At 64.5% G+C, this 20717-nt stretch carries 24 protein-coding genes; 10 read left to right on the top strand and 14 right to left on the bottom strand.

Annotated features, from left to right (window positions below):
- Nucleotides 1-4 precede the first annotated feature (4 nt).
- Nucleotides 5-211: a hypothetical protein gene (locus FJ988_RS16240; RefSeq protein WP_140819345.1), complete on the top strand. Its 207-nt coding sequence runs from the start codon at nucleotides 5-7 to the stop codon at nucleotides 209-211.
- A gap of 3 nt (nucleotides 212-214) precedes the next feature.
- Nucleotides 215-1183: a D-erythronate dehydrogenase gene (gene denD, locus FJ988_RS16235; protein ID WP_140819344.1), complete on the top strand. Its 969-nt coding sequence runs from the start codon at nucleotides 215-217 to the stop codon at nucleotides 1181-1183.
- Nucleotides 1184-1186: 3 nt separating this feature from the next.
- On the opposite strand, the gene FJ988_RS16230 is transcribed toward denD, so the two are convergent.
- The 4 genes from FJ988_RS16230 to FJ988_RS16215 form a co-directional block, all read right to left on the bottom strand.
- Nucleotides 1187-2428, bottom strand: a complete 1242-nt coding sequence (locus FJ988_RS16230) for a nickel/cobalt transporter (protein WP_140819343.1) — start codon at nucleotides 2426-2428, stop codon at nucleotides 1187-1189.
- 7 nt (nucleotides 2429-2435) lie between these two features.
- Nucleotides 2436-3104, bottom strand: coding sequence for a DUF1007 family protein (locus FJ988_RS16225; protein WP_140819342.1), 669 nt, complete (start codon nucleotides 3102-3104; stop codon nucleotides 2436-2438).
- Between the two features lie 71 nt (nucleotides 3105-3175).
- Entirely contained in the window at nucleotides 3176-4075 is a 900-nt protein-coding gene (locus FJ988_RS16220; protein WP_140819341.1) for a LysR family transcriptional regulator, read from the bottom strand.
- Between the two features lie 2 nt (nucleotides 4076-4077).
- Complete coding sequence (locus tag FJ988_RS16215; protein WP_140819340.1) at nucleotides 4078-5274, bottom strand: amidase; 1197 nt, start codon at nucleotides 5272-5274, stop codon at nucleotides 4078-4080.
- Nucleotides 5275-5812: 538 nt separating this feature from the next.
- On the opposite strand from FJ988_RS16215, the gene odc2 reads away from it, so the two are divergent.
- Entirely contained in the window at nucleotides 5813-6946 is a 1134-nt protein-coding gene (gene odc2 / locus FJ988_RS16210) for an ornithine/lysine decarboxylase (protein ID WP_140819339.1), read from the top strand.
- A gap of 101 nt (nucleotides 6947-7047) precedes the next feature.
- Entirely contained in the window at nucleotides 7048-7755 is a 708-nt protein-coding gene (locus FJ988_RS16205) for an N-acetyltransferase (RefSeq protein ID WP_348644321.1), read from the top strand.
- A 116-nt stretch (nucleotides 7756-7871) separates the two neighbouring features.
- Here FJ988_RS16205 and FJ988_RS16195 read toward each other — a convergent pair whose 3' ends face one another.
- From FJ988_RS16195 to FJ988_RS16170, 6 genes are all read right to left on the bottom strand, one after another.
- Nucleotides 7872-8156, bottom strand: a complete 285-nt coding sequence (locus tag FJ988_RS16195; protein WP_140819337.1) for an SCP2 sterol-binding domain-containing protein — start codon at nucleotides 8154-8156, stop codon at nucleotides 7872-7874.
- Nucleotides 8157-8352: 196 nt separating this feature from the next.
- A complete protein-coding gene (locus FJ988_RS16190) occupies nucleotides 8353-8892 on the bottom strand; it encodes a hypothetical protein (RefSeq protein ID WP_140819336.1) in 540 nt (179 codons plus the stop codon).
- Between the two features lie 31 nt (nucleotides 8893-8923).
- The gene (locus FJ988_RS16185) at nucleotides 8924-9346 is read right to left on the bottom strand and encodes a hypothetical protein (RefSeq protein ID WP_140819335.1); all 423 of its coding nucleotides are present in this window, start codon (nucleotides 9344-9346) and stop codon (nucleotides 8924-8926) included.
- A gap of 8 nt (nucleotides 9347-9354) precedes the next feature.
- Nucleotides 9355-9894, bottom strand: a complete 540-nt coding sequence (locus FJ988_RS16180; protein WP_140819388.1) for a rod-binding protein — start codon at nucleotides 9892-9894, stop codon at nucleotides 9355-9357.
- Between the two features lie 467 nt (nucleotides 9895-10361).
- On the bottom strand, nucleotides 10362-10595 hold the full coding sequence (locus FJ988_RS16175; protein ID WP_140819334.1) for a DUF680 domain-containing protein: 234 nt from the start codon (nucleotides 10593-10595) through the stop codon (nucleotides 10362-10364).
- On the bottom strand, nucleotides 10592-10909 hold the full coding sequence (locus FJ988_RS16170; RefSeq protein ID WP_140819333.1) for a hypothetical protein: 318 nt from the start codon (nucleotides 10907-10909) through the stop codon (nucleotides 10592-10594). Before FJ988_RS16170 ends, FJ988_RS16175 begins: the two co-directional genes overlap by 4 nt.
- A gap of 329 nt (nucleotides 10910-11238) precedes the next feature.
- Between FJ988_RS16170 and FJ988_RS16165 the strand changes: the two genes are divergently transcribed.
- Entirely contained in the window at nucleotides 11239-11826 is a 588-nt protein-coding gene (locus FJ988_RS16165; RefSeq protein ID WP_140819332.1) for a transglutaminase-like cysteine peptidase, read from the top strand.
- Nucleotides 11827-11864: 38 nt separating this feature from the next.
- Here the strand turns inward: FJ988_RS16165 and FJ988_RS16160 are convergent, their stop codons facing one another.
- From FJ988_RS16160 to flhA, 3 genes are read right to left on the bottom strand one after another with little or no spacing between them, the layout of a single operon-like run.
- The gene (locus tag FJ988_RS16160) at nucleotides 11865-12251 is read right to left on the bottom strand and encodes a hypothetical protein (protein ID WP_140819331.1); all 387 of its coding nucleotides are present in this window, start codon (nucleotides 12249-12251) and stop codon (nucleotides 11865-11867) included.
- Between the two features lie 6 nt (nucleotides 12252-12257).
- The gene (gene fliR / locus FJ988_RS16155) at nucleotides 12258-13010 is read right to left on the bottom strand and encodes a flagellar biosynthetic protein FliR (protein WP_140819330.1); all 753 of its coding nucleotides are present in this window, start codon (nucleotides 13008-13010) and stop codon (nucleotides 12258-12260) included.
- Nucleotides 13007-15094 (bottom strand): flagellar biosynthesis protein FlhA, encoded by a 2088-nt coding sequence (gene flhA, locus FJ988_RS16150; protein ID WP_140819329.1) that lies wholly within the window; start codon nucleotides 15092-15094, stop codon nucleotides 13007-13009. The genes fliR and flhA overlap by 4 nt, the downstream gene beginning before the upstream one ends.
- A gap of 122 nt (nucleotides 15095-15216) precedes the next feature.
- Between flhA and FJ988_RS16145 the strand changes: the two genes are divergently transcribed.
- A complete protein-coding gene (locus FJ988_RS16145; protein WP_140819328.1) occupies nucleotides 15217-15516 on the top strand; it encodes a putative quinol monooxygenase in 300 nt (99 codons plus the stop codon).
- Nucleotides 15517-15529: 13 nt separating this feature from the next.
- On the opposite strand, the gene FJ988_RS16140 is transcribed toward FJ988_RS16145, so the two are convergent.
- Nucleotides 15530-16003 (bottom strand): MarR family winged helix-turn-helix transcriptional regulator, encoded by a 474-nt coding sequence (locus FJ988_RS16140; RefSeq protein WP_140819327.1) that lies wholly within the window; start codon nucleotides 16001-16003, stop codon nucleotides 15530-15532.
- A gap of 62 nt (nucleotides 16004-16065) precedes the next feature.
- On the opposite strand from FJ988_RS16140, the gene FJ988_RS16135 reads away from it, so the two are divergent.
- The 4 genes from FJ988_RS16135 to FJ988_RS16120 all read left to right on the top strand — a co-directional run bounded on the left by FJ988_RS16135 (nucleotide 16066) and on the right by FJ988_RS16120 (nucleotide 20693).
- The gene (locus FJ988_RS16135; protein ID WP_140819326.1) at nucleotides 16066-16794 is read left to right on the top strand and encodes an NAD(P)-dependent oxidoreductase; all 729 of its coding nucleotides are present in this window, start codon (nucleotides 16066-16068) and stop codon (nucleotides 16792-16794) included.
- A 7-nt stretch (nucleotides 16795-16801) separates the two neighbouring features.
- Nucleotides 16802-17311, top strand: a complete 510-nt coding sequence (locus FJ988_RS16130; protein WP_140819325.1) for a cupin domain-containing protein — start codon at nucleotides 16802-16804, stop codon at nucleotides 17309-17311.
- Nucleotides 17312-17470: 159 nt separating this feature from the next.
- Entirely contained in the window at nucleotides 17471-19252 is a 1782-nt protein-coding gene (locus FJ988_RS16125) for a chloride channel protein (protein WP_140819324.1), read from the top strand.
- Nucleotides 19253-19307: 55 nt separating this feature from the next.
- Complete coding sequence (locus FJ988_RS16120; protein WP_140819323.1) at nucleotides 19308-20693, top strand: FAD-binding oxidoreductase; 1386 nt, start codon at nucleotides 19308-19310, stop codon at nucleotides 20691-20693.
- Nucleotides 20694-20717 lie beyond the last annotated feature (24 nt).

Genomic DNA, 20717 nt, shown 5'->3' with positions numbered 1-20717 from the left:
GCTGATGGATCGCGACACACGCAACGCGGCGATTGCCGCCGCCATCATATTGCTCGTGTTCGGCCTCGCCGCCTATTTCCTGCCGGCCATCATGCTGGCGGTGGGCAAGGTATCGACGGTCCTCGCGGCCTTTGTTGCCCTGGTTTTCGTGCTGGGGTTGTTCGTCGTCCTGTGGCTGCGCGGACGCAGCCAGCGCAAGAAAGGTCTGTAGAGCATGAGAATTCTGATCACGGGCGCGGCCGGCATGGTCGGCCGCAAGCTGATTGCGCGGCTGGCGAAGGACGGATCATTGCGCGGGCGCAAGATAAGCTCGCTCGACCTGCATGACATCGTCCCGCCTGAGACGCCGGCAGGCCTCGATGCTTCGATCCACACCGGCGACCTCGCCGAAGCCGGCGCGGCGGCAAAGCTCGTCGCCTCGCGCCCGGATGTGATCTTCCATCTGGCGGGCATCGTGTCGGGCGAGGCGGAGGCCAATTTCGATCTTGGTTACCGGGTCAATCTCGACGGCACGCGCGCGTTGTTCGACGCCGTGCGGCTGGCGGCGTTTCACCCGCGCCTGGTCTTCACCTCGTCGATCGCGGTGTTCGGCGCGCCGTTCCCCGATGTCATCCCGGACGAATTCCACCCCACGCCGCTGACATCCTACGGCACGCAGAAGCAGATGAGCGAGGCGCTGCTCGCCGACTATACCAGGCGCGGCTTTTTCGACGGCATCGGCATTCGGCTGCCCACCATCTGCGTGCGCCCCGGCAAGCCGAACAAGGCGGCTTCGAGCTTCTTTTCCGGCATCATCCGCGAGCCGCTCGCCGGCCAGGAGGCGATCCTGCCGGTGCCGCGCTCGGTGCTGCACACCCATGCCAGCCCGCGCTCGGCGGTCGGCTTCCTCATCCATGCGGCGGAGATCGACGGCGACAGGGTCGGGCCGCGCCGCAACCTGACAATGCCGGGCGTCGCCGTCACCGTCGGCGAACAGATCGAGGCGCTGGAGCGCATCGCCGGCGCCGAGGTGGTAAAGCGCATCCGCGAGCAGCCCGACGAAACCATCTGGGCGATCGTCAAGGGCTGGCCAACGCGTTTCGAAGCCAGTCGGGCGAGGGAGCTAGGCTTCAAAGCTGAAAGCAGCTTCGACGAAATCATCCGCGCGCATATCGAGGACGAACTGAACGGTAAGGTGAATTGATAGTCAGGTGACGCCGCCGGACAGGCTGGCCGACAACAGCAGCAGGCCGACCAGGAAGATGAAGGCGGCGCCGCCGATCTCGACGATCGAATGGATGCGGTTGCCTATGCGTCCGTCGCCGGCGAAATAGACCGCCAGGTCCTTGGCAAGCACCGCGATCGTCGCCAGCGCCGAGACGGTGATGGCGGTGCCGATCGACATGGCAAGCACCGACAACAGGCCGCCGACCCACAGGCCGTTGAGCAACGCGAAGCTCAGCACGATCAGCGCGCCGGAGCAGGGGCGGATGCCGACGGCGGCGACCGCCGACCAGGCGGTGCGCCAGTCGAAGCGATCACCCGACAGCATCGCCGGGTCCGGCGCGTGCGAATGGCCGCAGGTCTCGCAGACTTCACCCGGCCCATGATCGTGATGAGCGTGACCGCCATGGTCGTGATCGTGATGGTCGTGCGCGCCATGAGCGTGGCTGTGCGCGTGCGCATGGTCATGATGGTCGTGATCATGATCGTCATGCACTTGCAAGGCACGTGTCGTGTGGGTATGCGCGGCATGCGCATGCGCGTGGGAATGGTCGGCATGCGCATGAGCATGGGAATGCGCATGTGCGTGTGAGTGCCCGGCGTGAGAGTGCCCGCCATGCGAATGGCCGGCGTGGGCGGCCGACAGGCTGTAGGCCGGCGCCCTGCCGAACAGGCGCAGGATCGACGGACGGAGTTTGCGCCACAACAGCCAGGCGCCGAACAAAGTCACCAGCACATAGCTCGAGATTTCGAGGAACCAGGCTGCATCGGTCATCGAGATGGCGGTGCCGCGCAGCACGAAATAGGCAAGCATCATGACGACGACCGCCGTCAGGCCCTGTAGCAGCGCCGAGACGAAGGACAGCAAGATGCCGCGCCGCAGTGCGACTTCGTTGGCGACCATGTAAGAGGAAATCACCGCCTTGCCGTGGCCGGGCCCGGCAGCATGGAAGATGCCGTAGGCGAAGGAGAGCGCAATCAGCAGCCAGAGCTTGCTGCCGTCCTCGCGCATCGCCTTCATCGCCGCCGCCAGCGAATGGTAGAATTCCTGCTGCCGCAGATTGATCCACATCAGGATGTGGGCGAACGGACCGGTGGTGGTGGGCGCCATGCCGTCGTTGACGCCGATTCCGAGCGAGCTCTGGGCATGCGCGGCGGCGGTCAGATGCGTGATCGCCACGATAGCGGCTAACAGGCCGAGCGCCATACGAATGGACGGTTTCATCACCAGATCATCCCTCCGGCGAGCAGTTCAGTTCGAGCTTGGTGGCGAAGATCTTGCTGTAGTCGGTGCCTGTCGGATCGTTGAAGAACGCGTCCGTCAGGGTCTTCTGGTTTTCCTTGATCGCCTCGTCCGGATCCGGCCGGATCACCTTCCTGGTGCAGTTCGAAGGCAGGCCCTCGACGGTCAGGTTGGCATCGTCGGTGAAGTCGATCGCGGTGTAGAAGGTCGGGTCGTAGACACCGATGTCGATCTTGCCGGTGAGCTTGATCGGCGTCTTCGGCTGCGATTCGAACAGGATGATCAGCTGGTCGTTGTCGAAATTCGCCATCAGATGCGGCGGGGGGATCATCGCCACGTCCTTGCCGTCCTGAGTGACGAGCTGGAAGTAGTTGAACTCGGCCAGCGAGGAATGGACGGTGTCGGCCACTTCCTTGAGCTCTTTGTCGTCAAGTTTCAGATCGGAGTTCTTGTCGAACTCCATCATCACTGTACTCGAAAACAGATCGTCGAAGCGCCAAAGGTGGCGCAGCGCCGTCACACTTTGGTGATCCGCGCTGAGGATGACGTCGAGGCGGGCTTCGGCGAAGACATGCGGATGCACCTCGGCCTTCTCGACCGTGGCAAGAATGGCCGCAAGGGCCGAAGCCAGCATGGTTGCTTGCCGTTTCAGATTCATTCCTGGCCGCGATTCCTTCGGGATCGAGCCCGAGAGTTATCAGAAAGGGGGCGAAATTGGGACGCCGTCCGTCAACTAGCCTCCCGCGTCCTGAACCATTGCACCAGGAAGTCGACGAAGACGCGCACCTTGGCCGGAAGATAGCGGCGATGCGGGTAGACGGCGAAGATGCCGGTGCCCGACAGGATGCGGTCGTCGAGCGCGGTGACCAGCTTGCCCGAAGCAATGTCGGGGGCGGCGATGAAATCGGGCAGCATGGCGAAGCCGAGGCCGGAGAGTGCGGCGGCCCGTGCCACGATCGGACTGTTGACCTCGATCGGGCCTGACACCGTGACACTGATCGATTCCTCACCCTCGCCCTTGAACCGCCAATTGGCCAAGGAGCGGCCATTGGTGTCGACGAGGCAAGGCATGTTTGCCAGATCCTGCGGGCGGGTCGGCATGCCGTGCTTGGCGATCAGTTCCGGCGACGCGCACAGCTTGATCGAAAACGGTCCAAGGCGCCTAGCGATCAACGACGAGTTCTCGAGCCGCGAAATGCGCACGGCGAGATCGAAACCTTCCTCGACAAGATCGACGAAGCGGTCGTCGAGATGGATGTCGAGCACGATGTCCGGATGCTGCCTGGCGAAGTCGATCAGCGACTGGCCGATCGGCGCGTCGGCAAAGGTGCGCGCCGCCGAAAGCTTGATCCGGCCGCGCACGTCGCCCGAGGATTCGCGCACGGCGTCGGCCAGGCTGTCGACCTCTCGCACGATCTCGGACGCGCGCTGATAATAGGTGTGGCCGGCCTCCGTCATCGAGAACTGGCGCGTCGTGCGGTTGAGCAGCAGCGCGCCGAGCTCGTCCTCCAACTCACGCACATATTTCGACAGCAGCGCCTTGGAACGGCCGATCTTGCGCGCGGCGGCCGAAAAGCCTTCGGCCTCGACCACGTCGATGAAGGCGCGCATGCGGGTCAGTGTATCCATGATCAGACCTTTCGTGGCGCGTCGAGAATCTTGCGGCCGAGCCGTACCAGGGCAACGTCGCTGCCGGAAGGCCCAAGCAGCGACAGGCCGAAGGGAGCGCCGTCGACGGAGCCGATCGGCAGGGTGATTTGCGGAAAGCCGGACAAGCCGGCCAGGCACAAAAGATGCAGCGCCCGTTCGCGATAGGCCTGGAACTGTTCCGGCGTGCTTGCGGCCAGCGGCGCCGCGCCCGGAACGGTGGGCAGGACCAGAAAGCCGTTGTTGCCCAGAAGAGCGCCGAGCTCGGCCCGGAACGCCAACCGCCGCGCCGCCTCGGCGGCGACGGTCTTGGCATCGATGGTGCGGCCGAAGCCGAAGCGTTCGTCGACGCTTGGACTGAGGCGGCCGCCCGACGAGATCCAGGCGCCGTGCTCGCGCCAGGCTTCGAAGGCCTGAAGGCGGCGGAAGCACCAATAAAGGTCGTCGGGGAAAGAGGCGAAGGCATATTCGGTCTCGGCCGGCTGCCCGACGACGCCGGCCGCCAATGCTTTCATCCGACCATATTGATCGGCCTCGGCGGGGCCCATGACGAAGGCATCCAGCCAGCGGATCGACAGCGGCCGGTTGAGCGGGTGCTGGTGCTGGTCGCGACCGAGCAAAAGCTTGCCGACCGCCTCATAGGTCTCGATGTCGTCGGCGAACCAGCCGAACGTGTCGAAGCTCGGCGCCAGCTTCATCGCGCCCTCGAGCGAGACGCGACCGTGGGTGGTGCGCAAGCCGATCAGCCCGCAGAAACTTGCCGGCGCCCGGATCGAACCGCCGGTGTCGGAGCCGGTGGCAATGTCGGCCAGCCCGCCGGCAACCGCCGACGCCGAGCCGGAGGAGGAGCCGCCGGTGACACGCTCGGGCGCGGCGGGATTGACCGGATAGGGGAAGTGCGCGTTCTGGCCGAACAGCGAGAAGGCCAATTCGTCGGTCTGTGTCTTGCCGACGAAGCGCGCGCCGGCGTCGAGAATCATCTGTACTGATTCCGCCGTGCGCGAGGCGGCATGCGCTTCGTCGAATTTTTGCGGGTTGCCGCAGCCGGTGCGATAGCCGGCGACGTCGTAGATGTCCTTGACGGCAAGGCGCATGCCAGCCAGCGGCCCCAATTGTGCATTGGCCACAGGCATTTGGCGCAGATCGAGGAAGGCGTTAAGAGGGCCTTGGGTGGCTGGCATCGTTCGATATCCGAATACGGTCATGCGTAGATTGTTCGATGCCGGAAATTTTACAACCGGCGCTTACGATTTTTATTGATTGTGAAACCCTTCGCTCCTATATCGCGCTTGCCCAAAGTCGCACGTGCCTGTGGGTGTCCGCCGATCCTCGAATGGTGAGGGCAATCGGTAAGGTAACTGGAGCCAACCACTCCAGTCGGTCAGTGGCCAACCACAAGATCGAGGACACCTTGAAGCAACGACGGTGCGGGCCTTTCTGGTTCTCTTCCGGTTGTCCAAAGACCGGGGTTACTAAAGAGGCACACCTTCATTGCCGGCAGTGCGGACGGGTCTCCCATCCAAGCCAAGGCAGACAAAGCGAACCGAGGCCGGGCAAGGCTAAAGTTCACCGCCGCGAGACGGCGATTCATGGTTCCGGGGTCTCCACCGGCTGGTTCCATGATTTGACGTCCCGCCTTTGTTTGACCGCGTGTTCGCGAGGCCGACCGCCCGCGTCCGCACCCTTGTGCGCGCCGAAAGGCGTGATGGAGAGACCACGATGGCCACCCAGCGCATCCTTGATTTCCTCGCCACCCGACGCCCGAACGGCCCTTGCCTCGTCGTCGACCTCGATGTGGTGCGCGACAATTTTCGCGCCTTCGAGAAGGCGTTGCCCGATTCCAAGATCTACTATGCGGTGAAAGCAAACCCGGCGCCGGAGATCCTGCGCCTGCTTGCTGCGATGGGCTCGTCCTTCGACACTGCATCGGTTGCCGAAGTCGAGATGGCGATGGACGCGGGCGCGCCCGCGGACCGCATTTCCTTCGGCAACACCATCAAGAAGGAGCGTGACATCGCACGCGCCTACCAGCTCGGCATCCGGCTGTTCGCGGTCGACTGCGTCGAAGAGGTCGAGAAGATCGCCCGCGCCGCTCCCGGATCGCGCGTGTTCTGCCGCGTGCTGACCGATGGCGAAGGCGCCGAATGGCCGCTGTCGCGCAAGTTCGGCTGCGTGCCGGCGATGGCCGTCAACGTGCTGCGCCATGCCCGGGGTCTTGGCCTCGACGCCTATGGCGTGTCGTTCCATGTCGGCTCGCAGCAGACCGATCTCACCGCCTGGGACCGTGCGCTGGGCGATGCCAAGAAGGTATTCGCGACGCTCGCCGACGAAGGCATCGTCTTGAAGATGGTCAATATGGGCGGCGGTTTCCCGACCCGTTACCTGAAGGACGTGCCGGTGGCCCAGGCCTATGGCCAGGCGATCTTCTCGGCGCTGCGCAAGCATTTCGGCAACGCGCTGCCCGAGACGATCATCGAGCCGGGCCGCGGCATGGTCGGCAATGCCGGCGTCATCAAGTCGGAAGTCGTGCTGATCTCGAAGAAGGCCGACAACGACAATGTGCGCTGGGTGTTCCTCGACATCGGCAAGTTCGGCGGTCTCGCCGAGACGATGGACGAGGCGATCCGCTACCCGCTGGTCACCCGCCATGACGGCTCGGAGACCGCGCCTTGCGTGCTCGCCGGCCCGACCTGCGATTCGGCCGACGTGATGTACGAGAAGACGCCTTATCCGCTGCCTTTGTCGCTGACCATCGGCGACGAGGTGCTGATCGAAGGCACCGGCGCCTACACGACCACCTACTCGGCGGTCGCGTTCAACGGCTTCGAGCCTCTCCGATCCTACGTGATCTGACCGGCTCGTCAGAGCTGGCCAGATCATCCGGCGCGGGCGATCAGGATCGCCCGCCTCGGCTCGCTTGTGGAACAGATCTCCGCTCGTGAAGGATCGCGGACATGGAATACCTGATCAAATCGGCCGTCACGGCCACCGAAATTACCCCCTCGTCCGGACCGGCGGCTGAGCTTTTCTCCGTGGGGGAGAAGAGCCCGATTGCGGCGCTGGCGCCCTCCCTTGCCCTCCGGGCACAGGCTGGCTCGCGCGGCGCGCCGGACGAGGGGGCCGTACGGGCGGCGACGATCGTTGCCGAAATCGCGGATGACATCATTGCGCGCGAAATCCTGCTTGACCGCGCCATGGGGCCGAACCGCCGGAAGAAGTCGTCCGAGAAGCTGCGGCGCGGCCGCCGGCCTTCGGAAGGCCTGGCCTTTATCGCGCGCGATCTAACAGGCGCGGTCGTCGGCACCGTGCGGCTGTGGGATGTGCGGCTGGGTGAAGACGGCCCCGCGGCGCTGCTGCTCGGCCCGCTCGCGGTCGAACCGGGAATGAAGAGCGGCGGCATCGGCTCGGCGCTGATGCGGCATGCGATCGCCGAAGCGGCGCGGCTCGGCCATGGTGCGATCGTGCTCGTCGGCGATGCGCCCTACTACGGGCGGTTCGGCTTCTCGGCCGATCGCACCGGTTCGCTTGCCATGCCTGGTCCTTACGAACGGCACCGGCTGCTGGCGCTGGAGCTGAAGAATGGCGCGCTGGACGGCGCCAAGGGCACGATCAAGGCCGCCGGCCGCAAGATCAAGGCGCCGGCGCTGGGCTTTGTCGCCTGAAGTCTCTGTTTTCACGCAATTCCGGACGGAAAACCGCCATGCACTTTTCCTGGAATTGCTCTGGGTTCGACAAAAAACAACGCCGCCCGACGGGCGGCGTCGTGTCTTGCGAATGATCAGCCGAGCAACTGGCTTAGCGCCATGGCGACGGTCATGTCGCCCTCGACCTTCAGCTTTCCGGCCATGAAGGCCATGGTGGGGTTGAGGTCGCCGGCGATCAGCGAATCGAGGTCGTCGAGCGAAAGCTTGACGGTGCAGTCGGTCGGCGCGTCGGTGGTCGAGACGGTCGCGCCGTCGATGACGATGACGCCGTCGCTGCCGGTGTCGAACTTGACGGAATGCTCGAAGCCCGCGCTTGCCACGCGCGACTTGATCTTGTCGGCAATCTCCTGAACGCCCATGGCGGTTCTCCTCGTTGGTTGCGTTGACGCCAACCGGCTTCTTGAAGCCGCTGGGCGAGGGTATGCCGCGCAGGCGCGCGGTCACAGGTCACCGGGCATATAGCTTCTAGTTGACGTTAACGTCAACGCGGTGCCGCTGCGTCATATCGCTTTACGGGAAAAGTTCAGAGGATCGCGCCGGACCTTGGTCAGGCAGTCAATGCGCCGGCGCCGCCGGTGCCGACTGGAACGGCTTGGTCATCGCTTCCGCGGTTTCGCCGGAGTCCTTGCGGCGGCGCAGCGCATTGTCGCGGATCTCGTCCTTGGACAGGAAGTTGACCTGGTCGACCAGCACGTCATGCACCAGGTCGACGCCGACGCGGGTGTTGATGGTGTCGCGGATCGAATTGCGGAAGGCGTCGAGATCGATCGATTCCTTCTTGGTGAAGTCGATCTGCGGGTTGGTGTAGAGATAGGAATAGACTTGGTCGGTCATCAGCGCCTGCGCCGGGATCGACAGCTTCTTTATCTCGGCCGGCTCGACCGTGTAGACCAGCTTGGTGAGGAAATAGCCGTCGATCTTGCCGTCGCGCAGCAGCGGCACCGAGATCATGTCGGACTTGACGTAGTCGAGACCGCCCAGCATCGGCTTCGGCGGTTCGCCGACGCCGCGCTGGCCTGCCGCCTGGAAGGAATAGAACACCGCGCCGAGCGTGACGGCGCAGATCCACAGCGCGGCGGCGATGAACTTGATCAACAGGTCTGTCCTTGCGCCTCAATCATCGTAATCAGGCCCGGGCCATTCCGAATTCGCCCGCCGAATAGGTGCCGTCGGCCTCTGCGCGCTGGATAGCGTTCTTCAAAAGCATTGCGACCTCGTTGACGGCGTTGAGATGGGCAAGGATCGCCGCCTCGTTCTTCGCCAACTTCTGACGCAGCCGCAGCAGGCCTTCGCGGTGCTGCTGAAGGAATTCGATCTCGTTGGCGCCCTTGAGCGCCCGGTTCAGCTCATAGAGATAACGGCTTTTGCGCGCGTTCGAGGACTTGAGGTCGTAACCGGTCCCGCTGCGGATGCCGGCGGTTTCCTCATCCACCACTTCTTCGATACGGCCGATGATGGCGGCGAGATTGCCGGGCCGCAAGGACGCGGCCGGCGCCTCCGTCGCGGTTGCCGGTGCAAGCAGATTGGGAAGGTCGTTTTGGTCGGCCATGTAGGTCCCTAGATCTTGATATCTGTTTTTATGGTTGTGTCGTCGCCGGTCATCGCTCGCGCGGCCTTGCGTTCAAGCTGTTCGACCATCGAGGTCGAGAGCCGCGTCTGCTGGTCGATCTCGGTTTTCTGCGGTCCGCCGCCGACCGGCCCGACCGGCACCTTGCGCTTGCCGTCGAGATAGTGATCGGCAAGCATCGATTTCGCGATGCCGATGCCGCCATGGGCGGCCATGACGTCGGCTACCTTCTCGGCCAACTGCGACTTCCACATGTCGCCGGCCAGTCCCTGGCCGTAAACGCCTTCGGTATCCTTGGGCATCATGTTCTGGATGAAGGTCGTCAGGACCATCGCCTCGAAGCGCTGGAATTTTTTTGCCGGATTGGTGGCTTCCGCCTTGTCGGCCGCCGCACGCGACAGCACAGAACCGGCATCGACCGTGGCGGATGGATCAACCGAGAATGGCGCCGAGACGCCGTTCGCGCGTCTGGCGAGTGCGGCCCGGGCCGCGTCGACATCGGCCGGCTCCGCTGCGCGGGCAACGTCCATGACGATGTCGCTGGGAGGAGAAATAGCCAAGAAAGTCCGCCCTTTGCCGGTTTTGGTGCCCGCACAATGAACCAGCAAGCTTGTGGCAGGCTTGCGGTGGGAGGCAGGCTTGCGGTGGGAGGAACGCCTCTCGGCGACCCGGCTGGCTATCCGGCGCAGCCCGGTTGCGGTGGTCTTAACGCGCCGCGCATGCCCGCATGATAGCCGCTCGACATGACCGACATATGGCGTGCGCAGTGCCTCGCCGGTTCGGTCCACGGGTCGATATCGCGGAACAAATTCCGCTTGCGGATTTCTCTCGATTCCGGGCGGCAAGAGAATCCGCCGCCCGGAAGTCGCGTGTCGAGCGTATAGGCCGGCCAGAGCGGTCCCCCGTTTCACGGACACGGCGGACCGCTCTATGCTTTTGCCTTTAGCAATTCCGAACAGAAAAGCGCTTCACACTTTTCCTGGAATTGCTCCAGCCATCAACGGCCCCAGATGCCCTGGCCGTAGCCCGGCGCCGGCTTGTCGACGGTCGAGTTTTCGCCCGCGGCCTTGCCGATGCTGTTGGTGGTGCTCATGTCGAGCATCGCGTGGTGACCCGTGCCCGGATAGCTGCCGGCACCGGGGACGTAGTCCGAGCCGAAATTGTCGCTGCCGGCAAAAGCCGCGCCCGAGACAGACAGAAGCGCAATAGAGGCAAGAATAATCGTCTTCATTTCAATTCTCCATATTTCCAAAGGTTGACTTCAGGCCCGACGCCATGCCCCGCATCGCGTTGATAAGGCCGCTTTTTCATGCACTTAGGCAAAATCCGCCAAACGCTGCCTTTGCAGCACCGGTCCAGCGCGCGATCGTCTTGGGAGTCGCCGCGCGCTTTTCGGATCGGCTGCCTCTCGGCAGCCGGATTGCCCGTCGCCTCGCGGTGGAGCGGAATGTACCGCCTGTTGTCCGCCGCGATCGACATGGCGGCAGGTTTAGAGACGCCGCGTTTTAGCGAGCGTTGTAACCGACAGGGGAAGAGCGTGTTCAAACGTGGTATTTTGCGTTGAAAGCCTCGCGAAGCGCGGCGAATGTCTAAAGCGCGTCGCGCTGAAACGGATTCAGGCGACGCGCTTTAGGTGTTTGTTTCATGCATGTCGTTGCCGCAAAACGGCGCGACATGCATTAAGCAAGCCACGCGGCTGCAACAGCCTGGCGTCGCCGGTCTTTCGCCGCGTCGGCATCGCTTCAAGTCTTATTTTATGAAGTCTTGATATGTTAACGACGGCGCCACGGTGTTGGCCAAATTGAGCATTTTAGAAACCGCTCATTAACTTGCCCCCCCGCATCCTCGAAAGCCACGCACCGGAGACGTTTGTTGTGAAACGCGACATCGCGCTGATCGCATTTCTGCTGTCGTTCGCCAGCCCATTTGCCGCCCAGGCCGGCACGACCATGGAAACCAAGGGCAAAGCGTTCGCGCCGCCCGCCTTCTACGCCTTCTGCAGCCATCAGCCAGGTCTGTGCAGCACGGCGGGCGCAACGAAGGTCGTTACACTGAAGCCCGAGCGCAGCGCGCAGTTGAATCAGGTCAATCGCGCGGTCAATGCGCGGATCACGGAGCTCAGCGATCGCGCCACCGTTGGCAAGGACGACGACTGGCGTGTGCCGACAAGCTCCGGCGATTGTGAGGACATCGCGATCCTGAAGAAGCTTGAACTGATGAAGCGCGGATGGCCGGCGGCGGCGCTGCTGTTGACCGTGGCAAGCTATCACGGCGAAGGGCACACGGTGCTGACGGTCCGCACCAGCCAGGGCGACCTGGTGCTCGACAATCTGACGAGTTCCGTTCGTGACTGGTCCAGCACGCCCTACAGCTATTTCGCCCGGCAGGCGCAAGGAAACGGCAAGCGCTGGGAGCGCATCGGCGCCGCCAAGCCTGTCCAGACGACCGCAACGGGCGGCTGACGACTGAGCCGTCCGGCACTTTTGGGGCATCCCGCCCGCTAATCATCCTGCTGGCGCTTCTGGGTGATGAGGTCCAGCCGCTCGCGGTCGGAGCGTTCGCGTTCGTCGCGGCGGCGGACATCCCTGTAGGCGCGCTCGATCATGTTGGTGCGCACCGTCGCGGTGGCGACCAGCTTCGCTTCCTGGCTTGCGCTTTCCAGGTTCTGTTTCCGGCGCTCCAGCGCGCCGGTGATGCGGCGATGATAGATCTCCGGAAAGAGCCCACCCATCGAGCTCTCGGTGTCGAAATGTTCGATCAGATCCCTGGCTTCCGCTTCCGCCTTGGTGGCGGCCGCTAGGAAGCCGGCATGGCGGGTCTCATGCAGGGCTTTCAACTGCTCCTGAACGTTGACCAGCTTCTTAAGACGATCCTTGCGCGCGGTCATGATGGGCTATCTTGCCAAGGTGAGGTCGACGAAACCGTCAACGAACAGCGACAGCAGCGTGCCGATGGCGAAATAGAAGATGATCAGGCCGCCGGCGATGACGAAGGGCAGCGAGATGAAATAGATCGGGATCTGCGGCGTCAGCTTGTTGACGAAGCCGATCGTCAGATTGACCAGGATGGCGTAGGCGACAAAGGGGCTGCCCAGCCGGATGACCAGGAAGAAGGCGTCCGACACCGTGTCGGTGAGGTCGACGAGAGCGGCCTGCGGATTGAAGAAGACGTTGACCGGCGCGACATTGTAGGAGGCGACGAGCGCCCGGATGATCTCGTGGTCGAAGTCGAAGACGAAGAGCAAAAGCAGCGCCGAGAACGAGATGATGGCGGCAAGGGCCGCCTGCGGCTCCGGCTCCTCGATCGCCGGGCCGCCCGAGCCGCCATAGCCAATCAGCATCGCCATCGCCGAACCCATGAAGCGCAGCGCTTCCATATAGAGCCTGGTCATGGCGCCGATCAGCCCACCGACCAGAAGCTCGGAAATGATCATCGGCGCCAGCACCTGCGGGCGAGGGTCGACATAGGGAAAGATCTTGTCCCACAGAAAGGCGAGCAGGCCCCCGGTCGCGGCGAGCGAGACGAACAGGCGGACTTGCAGCGGCACGCGGGCGCTCGACAGGCCGGGCATCAGCATGAAGCAGGCGCCGATGCGGCAGAAGGCGAGGAGGGCGGCGATGACGACGCCCTGCGAGAGCGCGTTCACGAGATCGTCCCGAGCACCTTGATCTCGACGCCCTTGGCGATCTCGACATGACTCAGCACCGGCAGCGTGGTGAACAGCCGCTCGATGATCATGCGCACATAGGGGCGCGCGTCGGGCGCGGTGACCAGCACGAAGCGCTCGCCGGCCTCGAGATGCTTGCGGATCGCCTTGGTGGCGTCCTGACCGAACTCCTCGAGTTGGCGCGGGTCGATGTCGAACTCCCGCACCTCGCCCTTGGCATCGCGCTTGAGGCTCTGGTGGAAGGCGAGGTCCCAGCGGTTGCCGAGGCGCAGCACCTTGAGCATGCCGCCTTCGGAAAGATCGCCGCAGATCTGCTGCGCCATGCGGATGCGGACATGCTCGACGATCTGCTCTGTCCTGCGCACATGCGGCGCGATCTCGGCGATGGCCTCGATGATGAGATGCAGGTTGCGGATCGAGACGCGCTCGGCAAGCAAGAGCTTCAGCACCGCCTGCAGCCCGGGATAGGAGATGTGCGATGTGCAAATCTCGTCGGCGAGCTTGCGGTATTCCGGGTCGAGCCGCTCGATCAGCGCCTTCATGTCCTTGTAGGACAGAAGCTGCGGCAGGTTGTTGCGGATGACCTCGGAGAGGTGGGTGAGAAGCACCGACATGTTGTCGGCGAAGGTGAAGTTCTCGCGCTTCAGATCCTCGGTGAAGGTTTCGAGCACCGAATAGGCGCGCATGCCGAAGGCCGGCTCGCGGATCTCCTCGCCGGGGATCTCCGGCACGCCGCGCGTGCCGAGCAGCACCATGACCTCGCCGACGCGCATCTGGTATTCGGCCACCACCGTGCCATGGACCTTGATCTGGTAGCTTTTCGGCGGGATGGCGAAGTCGTCGGCGACGCGGATTTCGGGCACGACGAAGCCGTATTGCTGGGCGAATTTCTTGCGCATCTTCGACATGCGGAAGGCCAGTTCCTGATGCGCGACCAGAAGCCTGGTCGAGAGCTGCTTGCCGATCAGAAGCTCGATCTCTGCGGTGACCAGCGAAGCCTTGACCGAGTTCTTCTCCTCCTCGACCTTGTTGGCCTTCTCCTTGGTCTTCACGGCTTCGGCGGCGGCGCGTTCGCGGCTCTGGCGCAGCGGGATGATGTAGCCGAGGCCGGCCATGCCGCCGGCCAGCGCGAAGAAGGGGAAGAGCGGCAGGCCGGGCATCAGGCCGAGGATGACGAGCAGCGAGGCGGCGACATAGAGCGCGCGCGGATGCGCGCCGAGCTGTCCGAATATCGCCTGGTTGGCCGAGCCGCGCGTGCCGCCCTTGGAGACGAGCATGCCGGCGGCGAGCGAGACGATGAGGGCCGGAATCTGGGTGACGAGGCCGTCGCCGACCGACAGCTTGATGAAGACGTCGGCCGCCTGGCCGAGGCCCATGCCGTGGCGCAGGTAGCCGATGGCGATGCCGCCGACGATGTTGATGGCGGTGATGATGAGGCCGGCGATGGCGTCGCCGCGCACGAATTTCGAGGCGCCGTCCATCGAGCCGAAGAAGGAGGATTCCTCTTCCAGCTCGCGGCGGCGCAGCTGCGCGGTCTTCTCATCGATCATGCCGGCGGAAAGGTCGGCATCGATCGACATCTGCTTGCCGGGGATGGCGTCGAGGGTGAAGCGGGCGCCGACTTCGGCGATACGGGTGGCGCCCTTGGTGATGACGATGAAGTTCACCACGATCAGGATCATGAAGACGATGAGGCCGATGACGAAGTCGCTCGACATCACCAGCTTGGAGAAGCCCGAAATGACATAGCCGGCGGCATGCGTGCCTTCATTGCCGTGCGACAGGATCATGCGCGTTGTGGCGATGTTGAGCGATAGCCTGAGCATCGTGGCGATCAGCAGCACGGTCGGGAAGGACGAAAAATCCAGCGGCCGCTGGATCCACAGCGCCACCATCAGGATCAGCACCGAGAGTGCGATCGAGAAGGCCAGCCCGATATCGATGAGGAAAGCCGGGATCGGCAGGAACAGCACCGCCAGGATGACGACGATGCCGAGCGCGAAGAAGACGTCGCGGCCGTTCTTGGCTACCGCGCCGGGCGCGAGTGTTTCGCTGATCGCCATGTCGTCCTCAAATCCAAAGCCGCCACGCACAGGGCAGGCCCCTGACGGTAATCCTCCAAGCTTGCGCGAAGGTGGGAGACTGGCTACGCCGCTTTAACCCGGTCGACTGGAAGGAAAATCGCATGCTGCTGATCATCGGCACGGTTCGGTTGCCACCCGACATGTTGGAGCAGGCAAAGCCGGCGATGCAGAGAATGATCTTGGCGAGCCGCGCCGAGCCGGGCTGCCTTCAATATTCCTACGCGCAGGACGTGCTGGATACCGGGCTCATCCATGTTTCGGAGGCCTGGAGCGATCGCGCTGCACTCGATGCACACTTCAACTCGGCGCACATAGCGGAGTGGCGCGCGAGCTGGGTCGAGCTCGGCATTGGCGAGCGCAAGCTTACGCTTTACGAAACCGATGGCGGCGCGCCGACCTGAAAACGACCTGCTCTCAGGCTTGTGAAGCATCCGCGGTCGCGACGCTGACCAGCCAACGCCGCACTGCGCGCTCCTCTTCGGCGGAGAGCCCGGCGGTCAGCTCGCCCTCCAGTTTGTAGACCCGCTCGCGGCATTTCTTCAGCAAGGCGCGGCCGCTGTCGGAGAGGTCGAGGTGCTGGATGCGGCCATGTACGGCATGCGGCGTGCGGATCAGCGAACCGGCCTTTTCCAGATTGCCGACGATCACGCTCACCGTCTGCGGCGTCAGCACCGCCAGCCGGGCAAGATCGGCGTTGGAGAGGCCGGGATAGGCCGAGATCATGGTCAGCGCCGCGAACTGCGCCTGGGTCACGCCGAACTCGTCGAGCGCCCGTTCCACCTTCAGGCGATAGGCGCCGGCCGCCTGGCGCAGCAGATAGCCGAGATAGCCTTGCTCGCCGCGCTTGCCTTCGCCGGGAGATGGAATGGATGGATTCCCCTTGCGCATGATATCAGTGCTCTTATATGTTGTTCGTACTCTGATATTACCGTAACATGGAGTGAAAGACGATGGGCTATCGTATTTTTCTCGCTGGTGGCTCGGGCGCGATCGGCCGCCGCCTGATCCCGCAGCTTCTGGCGGCCGGCCATCAGGTGACGGCGTCGACCAGGCAGGCGGCAAAAGCGGAAGACCTGCGCAAGCTCGGCGCCGATCCAGTGGTGGTCGACGTGTTCGACAGGGCAGGGCTGCGCGATGCGGTGGCGGCCACCAGGCCGGAAATCGTCATCCATCAACTGACCGATCTGCCCGCCGGGCTTGACCCATCGCGAATGGGCGAGGCGATCGCCGGGAACGCGCGTATCCGCGACGAGGGCACAAGCAACCTGGTCGACGCCGCGAAGGCGGCGGGCGCTCGGCGCCTCATCGCGCAAAGCATCGCCTGGGCCTATGCGCCCGGCGCGGAGCCGCATGCCGAGACCGATCCGCTCGACAGCGATGCCGAGGGCGGCCGCGCCGTCAGCGTCGGCGGGGTCATCGCGCTGGAGCGGCATGTGCTCGAAGCCTCACCGATGACGGGCATCGTGCTGCGTTACGGCCACCTCTACGGACCGGGAACCGGCACTGACACCGGCGCCGATCCGGCGTTGCATGTCGATGCGGCGGCTTACGCTGCGTTGCTTGCCGTGGAGAAGGGAGCGCAGGGCGCATTCAATGTCGCGGAGCCCAGCGACCATGTCACGACCGACAAGGCTGCCCGCGAACTTGCTTGGGACGCCGGCTTCCGGCTGGCGAAGTGAGGCCGTCATGATCGATGTTGCTTCTTCCCGCGGCCTGACGTTGCTCGGCGTCGCCGCGATTGCGTCAGGGCTGCTTGGCATGGCCGTTGTGCACGGCAACCGCACGTTCACGGTCGCCGGCGGAACCGACACGCATGTTCATATGACGACGGCCGATGCCGGGGAGGGCGCAACGGCGCGTCCGACCACCGTTATCAAGCCGCTGTCGTGCGAAAGGCTGCCGAACGTGCCTGGACATTCGATCACCACCGCGCTGGTCGAGTTTCCGCCTAACGCCTACACGCCGAGGCATCGCCACCCCGGCTCGGTCACCGCCTTCGTCATCAAGGGCGCGCTGCGTTCGCAGATGGAGGGCGGGCCGGTCGTCACCTACGGCCAAGGCCAGACCTGGTTCGAAGCGCCGGGCGCCATCCACGCCTTCGCCGAGAACGCCAGCGCCACCGAGCCGGCCGAGCTTCTGGCGATCTTCGTCGCCGAGGACGACTGCGGCCCGCTGACCATTCCGGTAGCTGACTAAATCTATCTCCTTGGTCGCGGAACGAGGCTGCGGCAACGCTAATCGGCACAACGCCAAAATGGCGCCACAAGCGGTCGGCATTGCGATTGCCTCGCAGTGCCGCCGCGCGTATCAGGCATGGCAGCATTCTCTCTTTTCGCACACCGGCGAGCTGCTCCGTTGCCTGCCAGAAACGACCCACAAGTCTACGCCCGCCGGCTTCGCGCGGTGCTGATCAACTCGATCCCCGTGCTCGAGGCGCGCGGCATCGCGATCGTACTGATGGCCGGCCTCGTCGGCGTGATCGCGGGCGCGCTGGTCACCGGCATGAGCGCGCTGGTGCAGGGCATGCATTATCTGCTCTTCGACGTGCAGCCCGGCGGCCGGCTTTCGGCGATGTTCTCGCTCGCCGATCCGACACAGGCGATGTATCCGGCGATCGGTGGCCTGTTGCTCGGCCTCTCGGTGATCTGGCTGAGGCGTTACAAATTCCGCACCCCGGTCGACCCGATCGAGGCCAATGCGCTCTATGGCGGGCGCATGTCGCTCACCGATACTTTCATCATCGTCGTGCAGACGATGATTTCGAGCGGCTTCGGCGCCTCGGTCGGCCTGGAGGCCGGTTACACGCAGATCGGCTCCGGCATTGCCTCGCGGTTGGCGCGCGCGTTCCGCCTGCGCCGCAACGACATCCGCATCCTGGTCGGATGTGGGGCGGCGGGCGGTATTGCGGCGGCCTTCGACGCACCGCTCACCGGCGCCTTCTACGGCTTCGAACTGGTCATCGGCATCTATTCGGTGGCCAATGTCGCGCCGGTCATGACGGCGGCGATCGCGGCCTCGCTGACGGCCGAAGTTTTCGGCGGCGTGCCATTCCCGCTCGAACTCGGCGGTCTGCCGCCGCTGACCGCCAGCCAGTATGTGCCGTTCCTGCTGCTCGGCCTGTTCGGGGGCGCTGCCTCCATCGCCATCATGTATCTGGTGAGCATGGTCGAGCGCGGCTTCGTGCGGCTGTCGATCGACGCTTCGGTCAGGCCCTTCATCGGCGGTATCGTCGTCGGCCTTCTGGGGCTGGTGACGCCGCAGGTGCTGTCCAGCGGCCATGGCGCGCTGCATCGCGAGTTCGCCATGAACTACGCGCTGCCCGTCGTCGCCAGCGTCTTCGTGCTGAAGCTCGCTGCATCGGCCGTCTCGCTCGGCTCCGGCTTCCGCGGCGGCCTGTTCTTCGCTTCGCTGTTCCTGGGGGCGATGCTCGGCAAGCTCTTTGCCGGCGTCATGGCGCTGGCGGCGCCGTCGATCGCGCTCGATCCGTCGGTTTCGGCCGTGGTCGGCATGACCTCGCTTGCGGTCGGCGTCGTCGGCGGTCCTTTGACCATGACTTTCCTGGCGCTGGAATCCACCCGCGACTTGACGCTTACCGGGGTGGTGCTGGCGGCGTCGATCATGTCGGCGATCCTGGTGCGCGAAACCTTCGGCTACTCCTTCTCGACCTGGCGCTTCCATCTGCGCGGCGAGACGATCCGCAGCGCCCATGATGTCGGCTGGATGCGCAGCCTCACCGTCGGCTCGATGATGCGCAGCGACGTGCGCATGATCGATGCCTCGACCACGCTGGACGAATTCCGCAAGGAGATCCCGCTCGGGTCGGCGCAGCGCGTCATCGCCGTCGAGCAGGGCGATCGTTATATCGGCGTGCTTCTGGTGGCGGAACTCCACAGCGACCGGTCTGACGGCTCGACGCCGGTCGAAAAACTCGCCCAGTTCAAGGATGCGGTGCTGGTGCCGTCGATGAACGTCCAGTCGGCGGCCGAGACGTTCCAGCGCGCCGGCGCCGAGGAACTCGCCGTGGTCGAGGATTTCGAAGAGCGCATCGTACTCGGCCTGCTCACCGAAAGCCATCTGATGCGCCGTTACGCCGAAGAGCTCGACAAGGCGCGCCGCGACCTTTCCGGCGAAGGCTAGCAGTTTACAGCCGCATGTCGAGCTTATAGCCCGCCCCTTGATCCGGACACCACCCATGCAAGTCAAACGCAACGGCGACATCTCGTTCTGGTATGCCGATCTCGGCGCGGTTCCCACGCCGCGCCCGCCTTTGCCCGGCGATATCGAGGCCGATGTCGCGATCGTCGGCGCCGGCTATACCGGGCTGTGGGCCGCCTATTATCTGAAGAAGGCGAAGCCATCGCTGCGCATCGTGCTCGTCGAGCGCGAGTTCGCTGGCTTCGGCGCTTCGGGACGCAATGGCGGCTGGCTGTCGGGCGGCTTCGGCTGGTCTCGCGAAAAATATCTGAAGACCTCGACCCGTCAGGGCGTCACCGCCATGCAGCAGGCGATGGCCGGCTGCGTCGATGAGGTGATCCGCGTCGCCACCGAGGAAGGCATCGACGCCGATATCCGCCGCGTCGACAACCTGACGGTCGCCACCAATGCGGCGCAGCTGCAGCGCGTGCACGAGGAATGCGAGACGATCCGCTCCTGGGACGCCGATCCGGAGCGCATCGAATTGCTCGACCAGGCGGCCACCCGCACGCGCATCGCCATCAAGGATGTGCTGGGCGGCTTCGTCATCCATGGCCAGGCGCGGGTGCAGCCGGCCAAGCTGGTGCGCGGGCTGGCGGCGGCGGTCGAGCGGCTCGGCGTGCCGATCTACGAGAAGACGACGGTGACGGCGATTGCCAAGGGCGTTGTCAGCACGGTTCGCGGCACGGTGCGGGCCGAGACCATCATCCGCGCGACGGAAGGTTTCACCGCCGGCATTCCCGGTGAGGGACGCACCTGGCTGGCGCTGAACAGCGCGCAGATCGTCACTGAGCCGCTGTCGGAGGAACTCTGGCGCCAGATCGGCTGGGAGGGCCATGAGCTGCTCGGCAATGCCGCGCATGCCTATTGCTACGCGCAGCGCACGCGCGAGGGCCGCATCACCATGGGTGGGCGCGGCGTGCCCTATCGCTATGGCTCGCGCACCGACGTCAACGGCCAGACGCAGCAGGCGACGATCGACCAGTTGCATACGATCCTGACGACGCTCTTGCCGCAGACGGCTGGGTCTCGGATCGAGCATGCCTGGTGCGGCGTGCTCGGCGTGCCGCGCGACTGGTGCACGACTGTCGGCCTCGATCCGGCGACGCGCATCGGCTGGGCCGGCGGCTATGTCGGGCTCGGCGTGTCGAGCTCCAATCTCTCCGGGCGTACGCTTGCCGATCTGGTGCTCGGTCAGAACACAGAGCTGACGCGGCTGCCCTGGGTCAACCGCAAGGTCCGGCCATGGGAGCCGGAGCCGTTGCGCTGGCTGGGGGTGCATTCGATGTACCAGTTCTACCGCATTGCCGATCAACGCGAGGCCGCGGGGTTGGCGCACACCTCGAAGCTTGCCGCGCTGGCCGACAGCATCACCGGCCACTAGCGGTTCGACGCCACCACAATTCCG

The organism is Mesorhizobium sp. CU3 (genome assembly GCF_006442965.1).
Taxonomy (GTDB): Bacteria; Pseudomonadota; Alphaproteobacteria; order Rhizobiales; family Rhizobiaceae; genus Mesorhizobium.
Note: the sequence above shows the minus strand (reverse complement) of the source record. Positions and strands in the feature narration are given on the sequence as shown.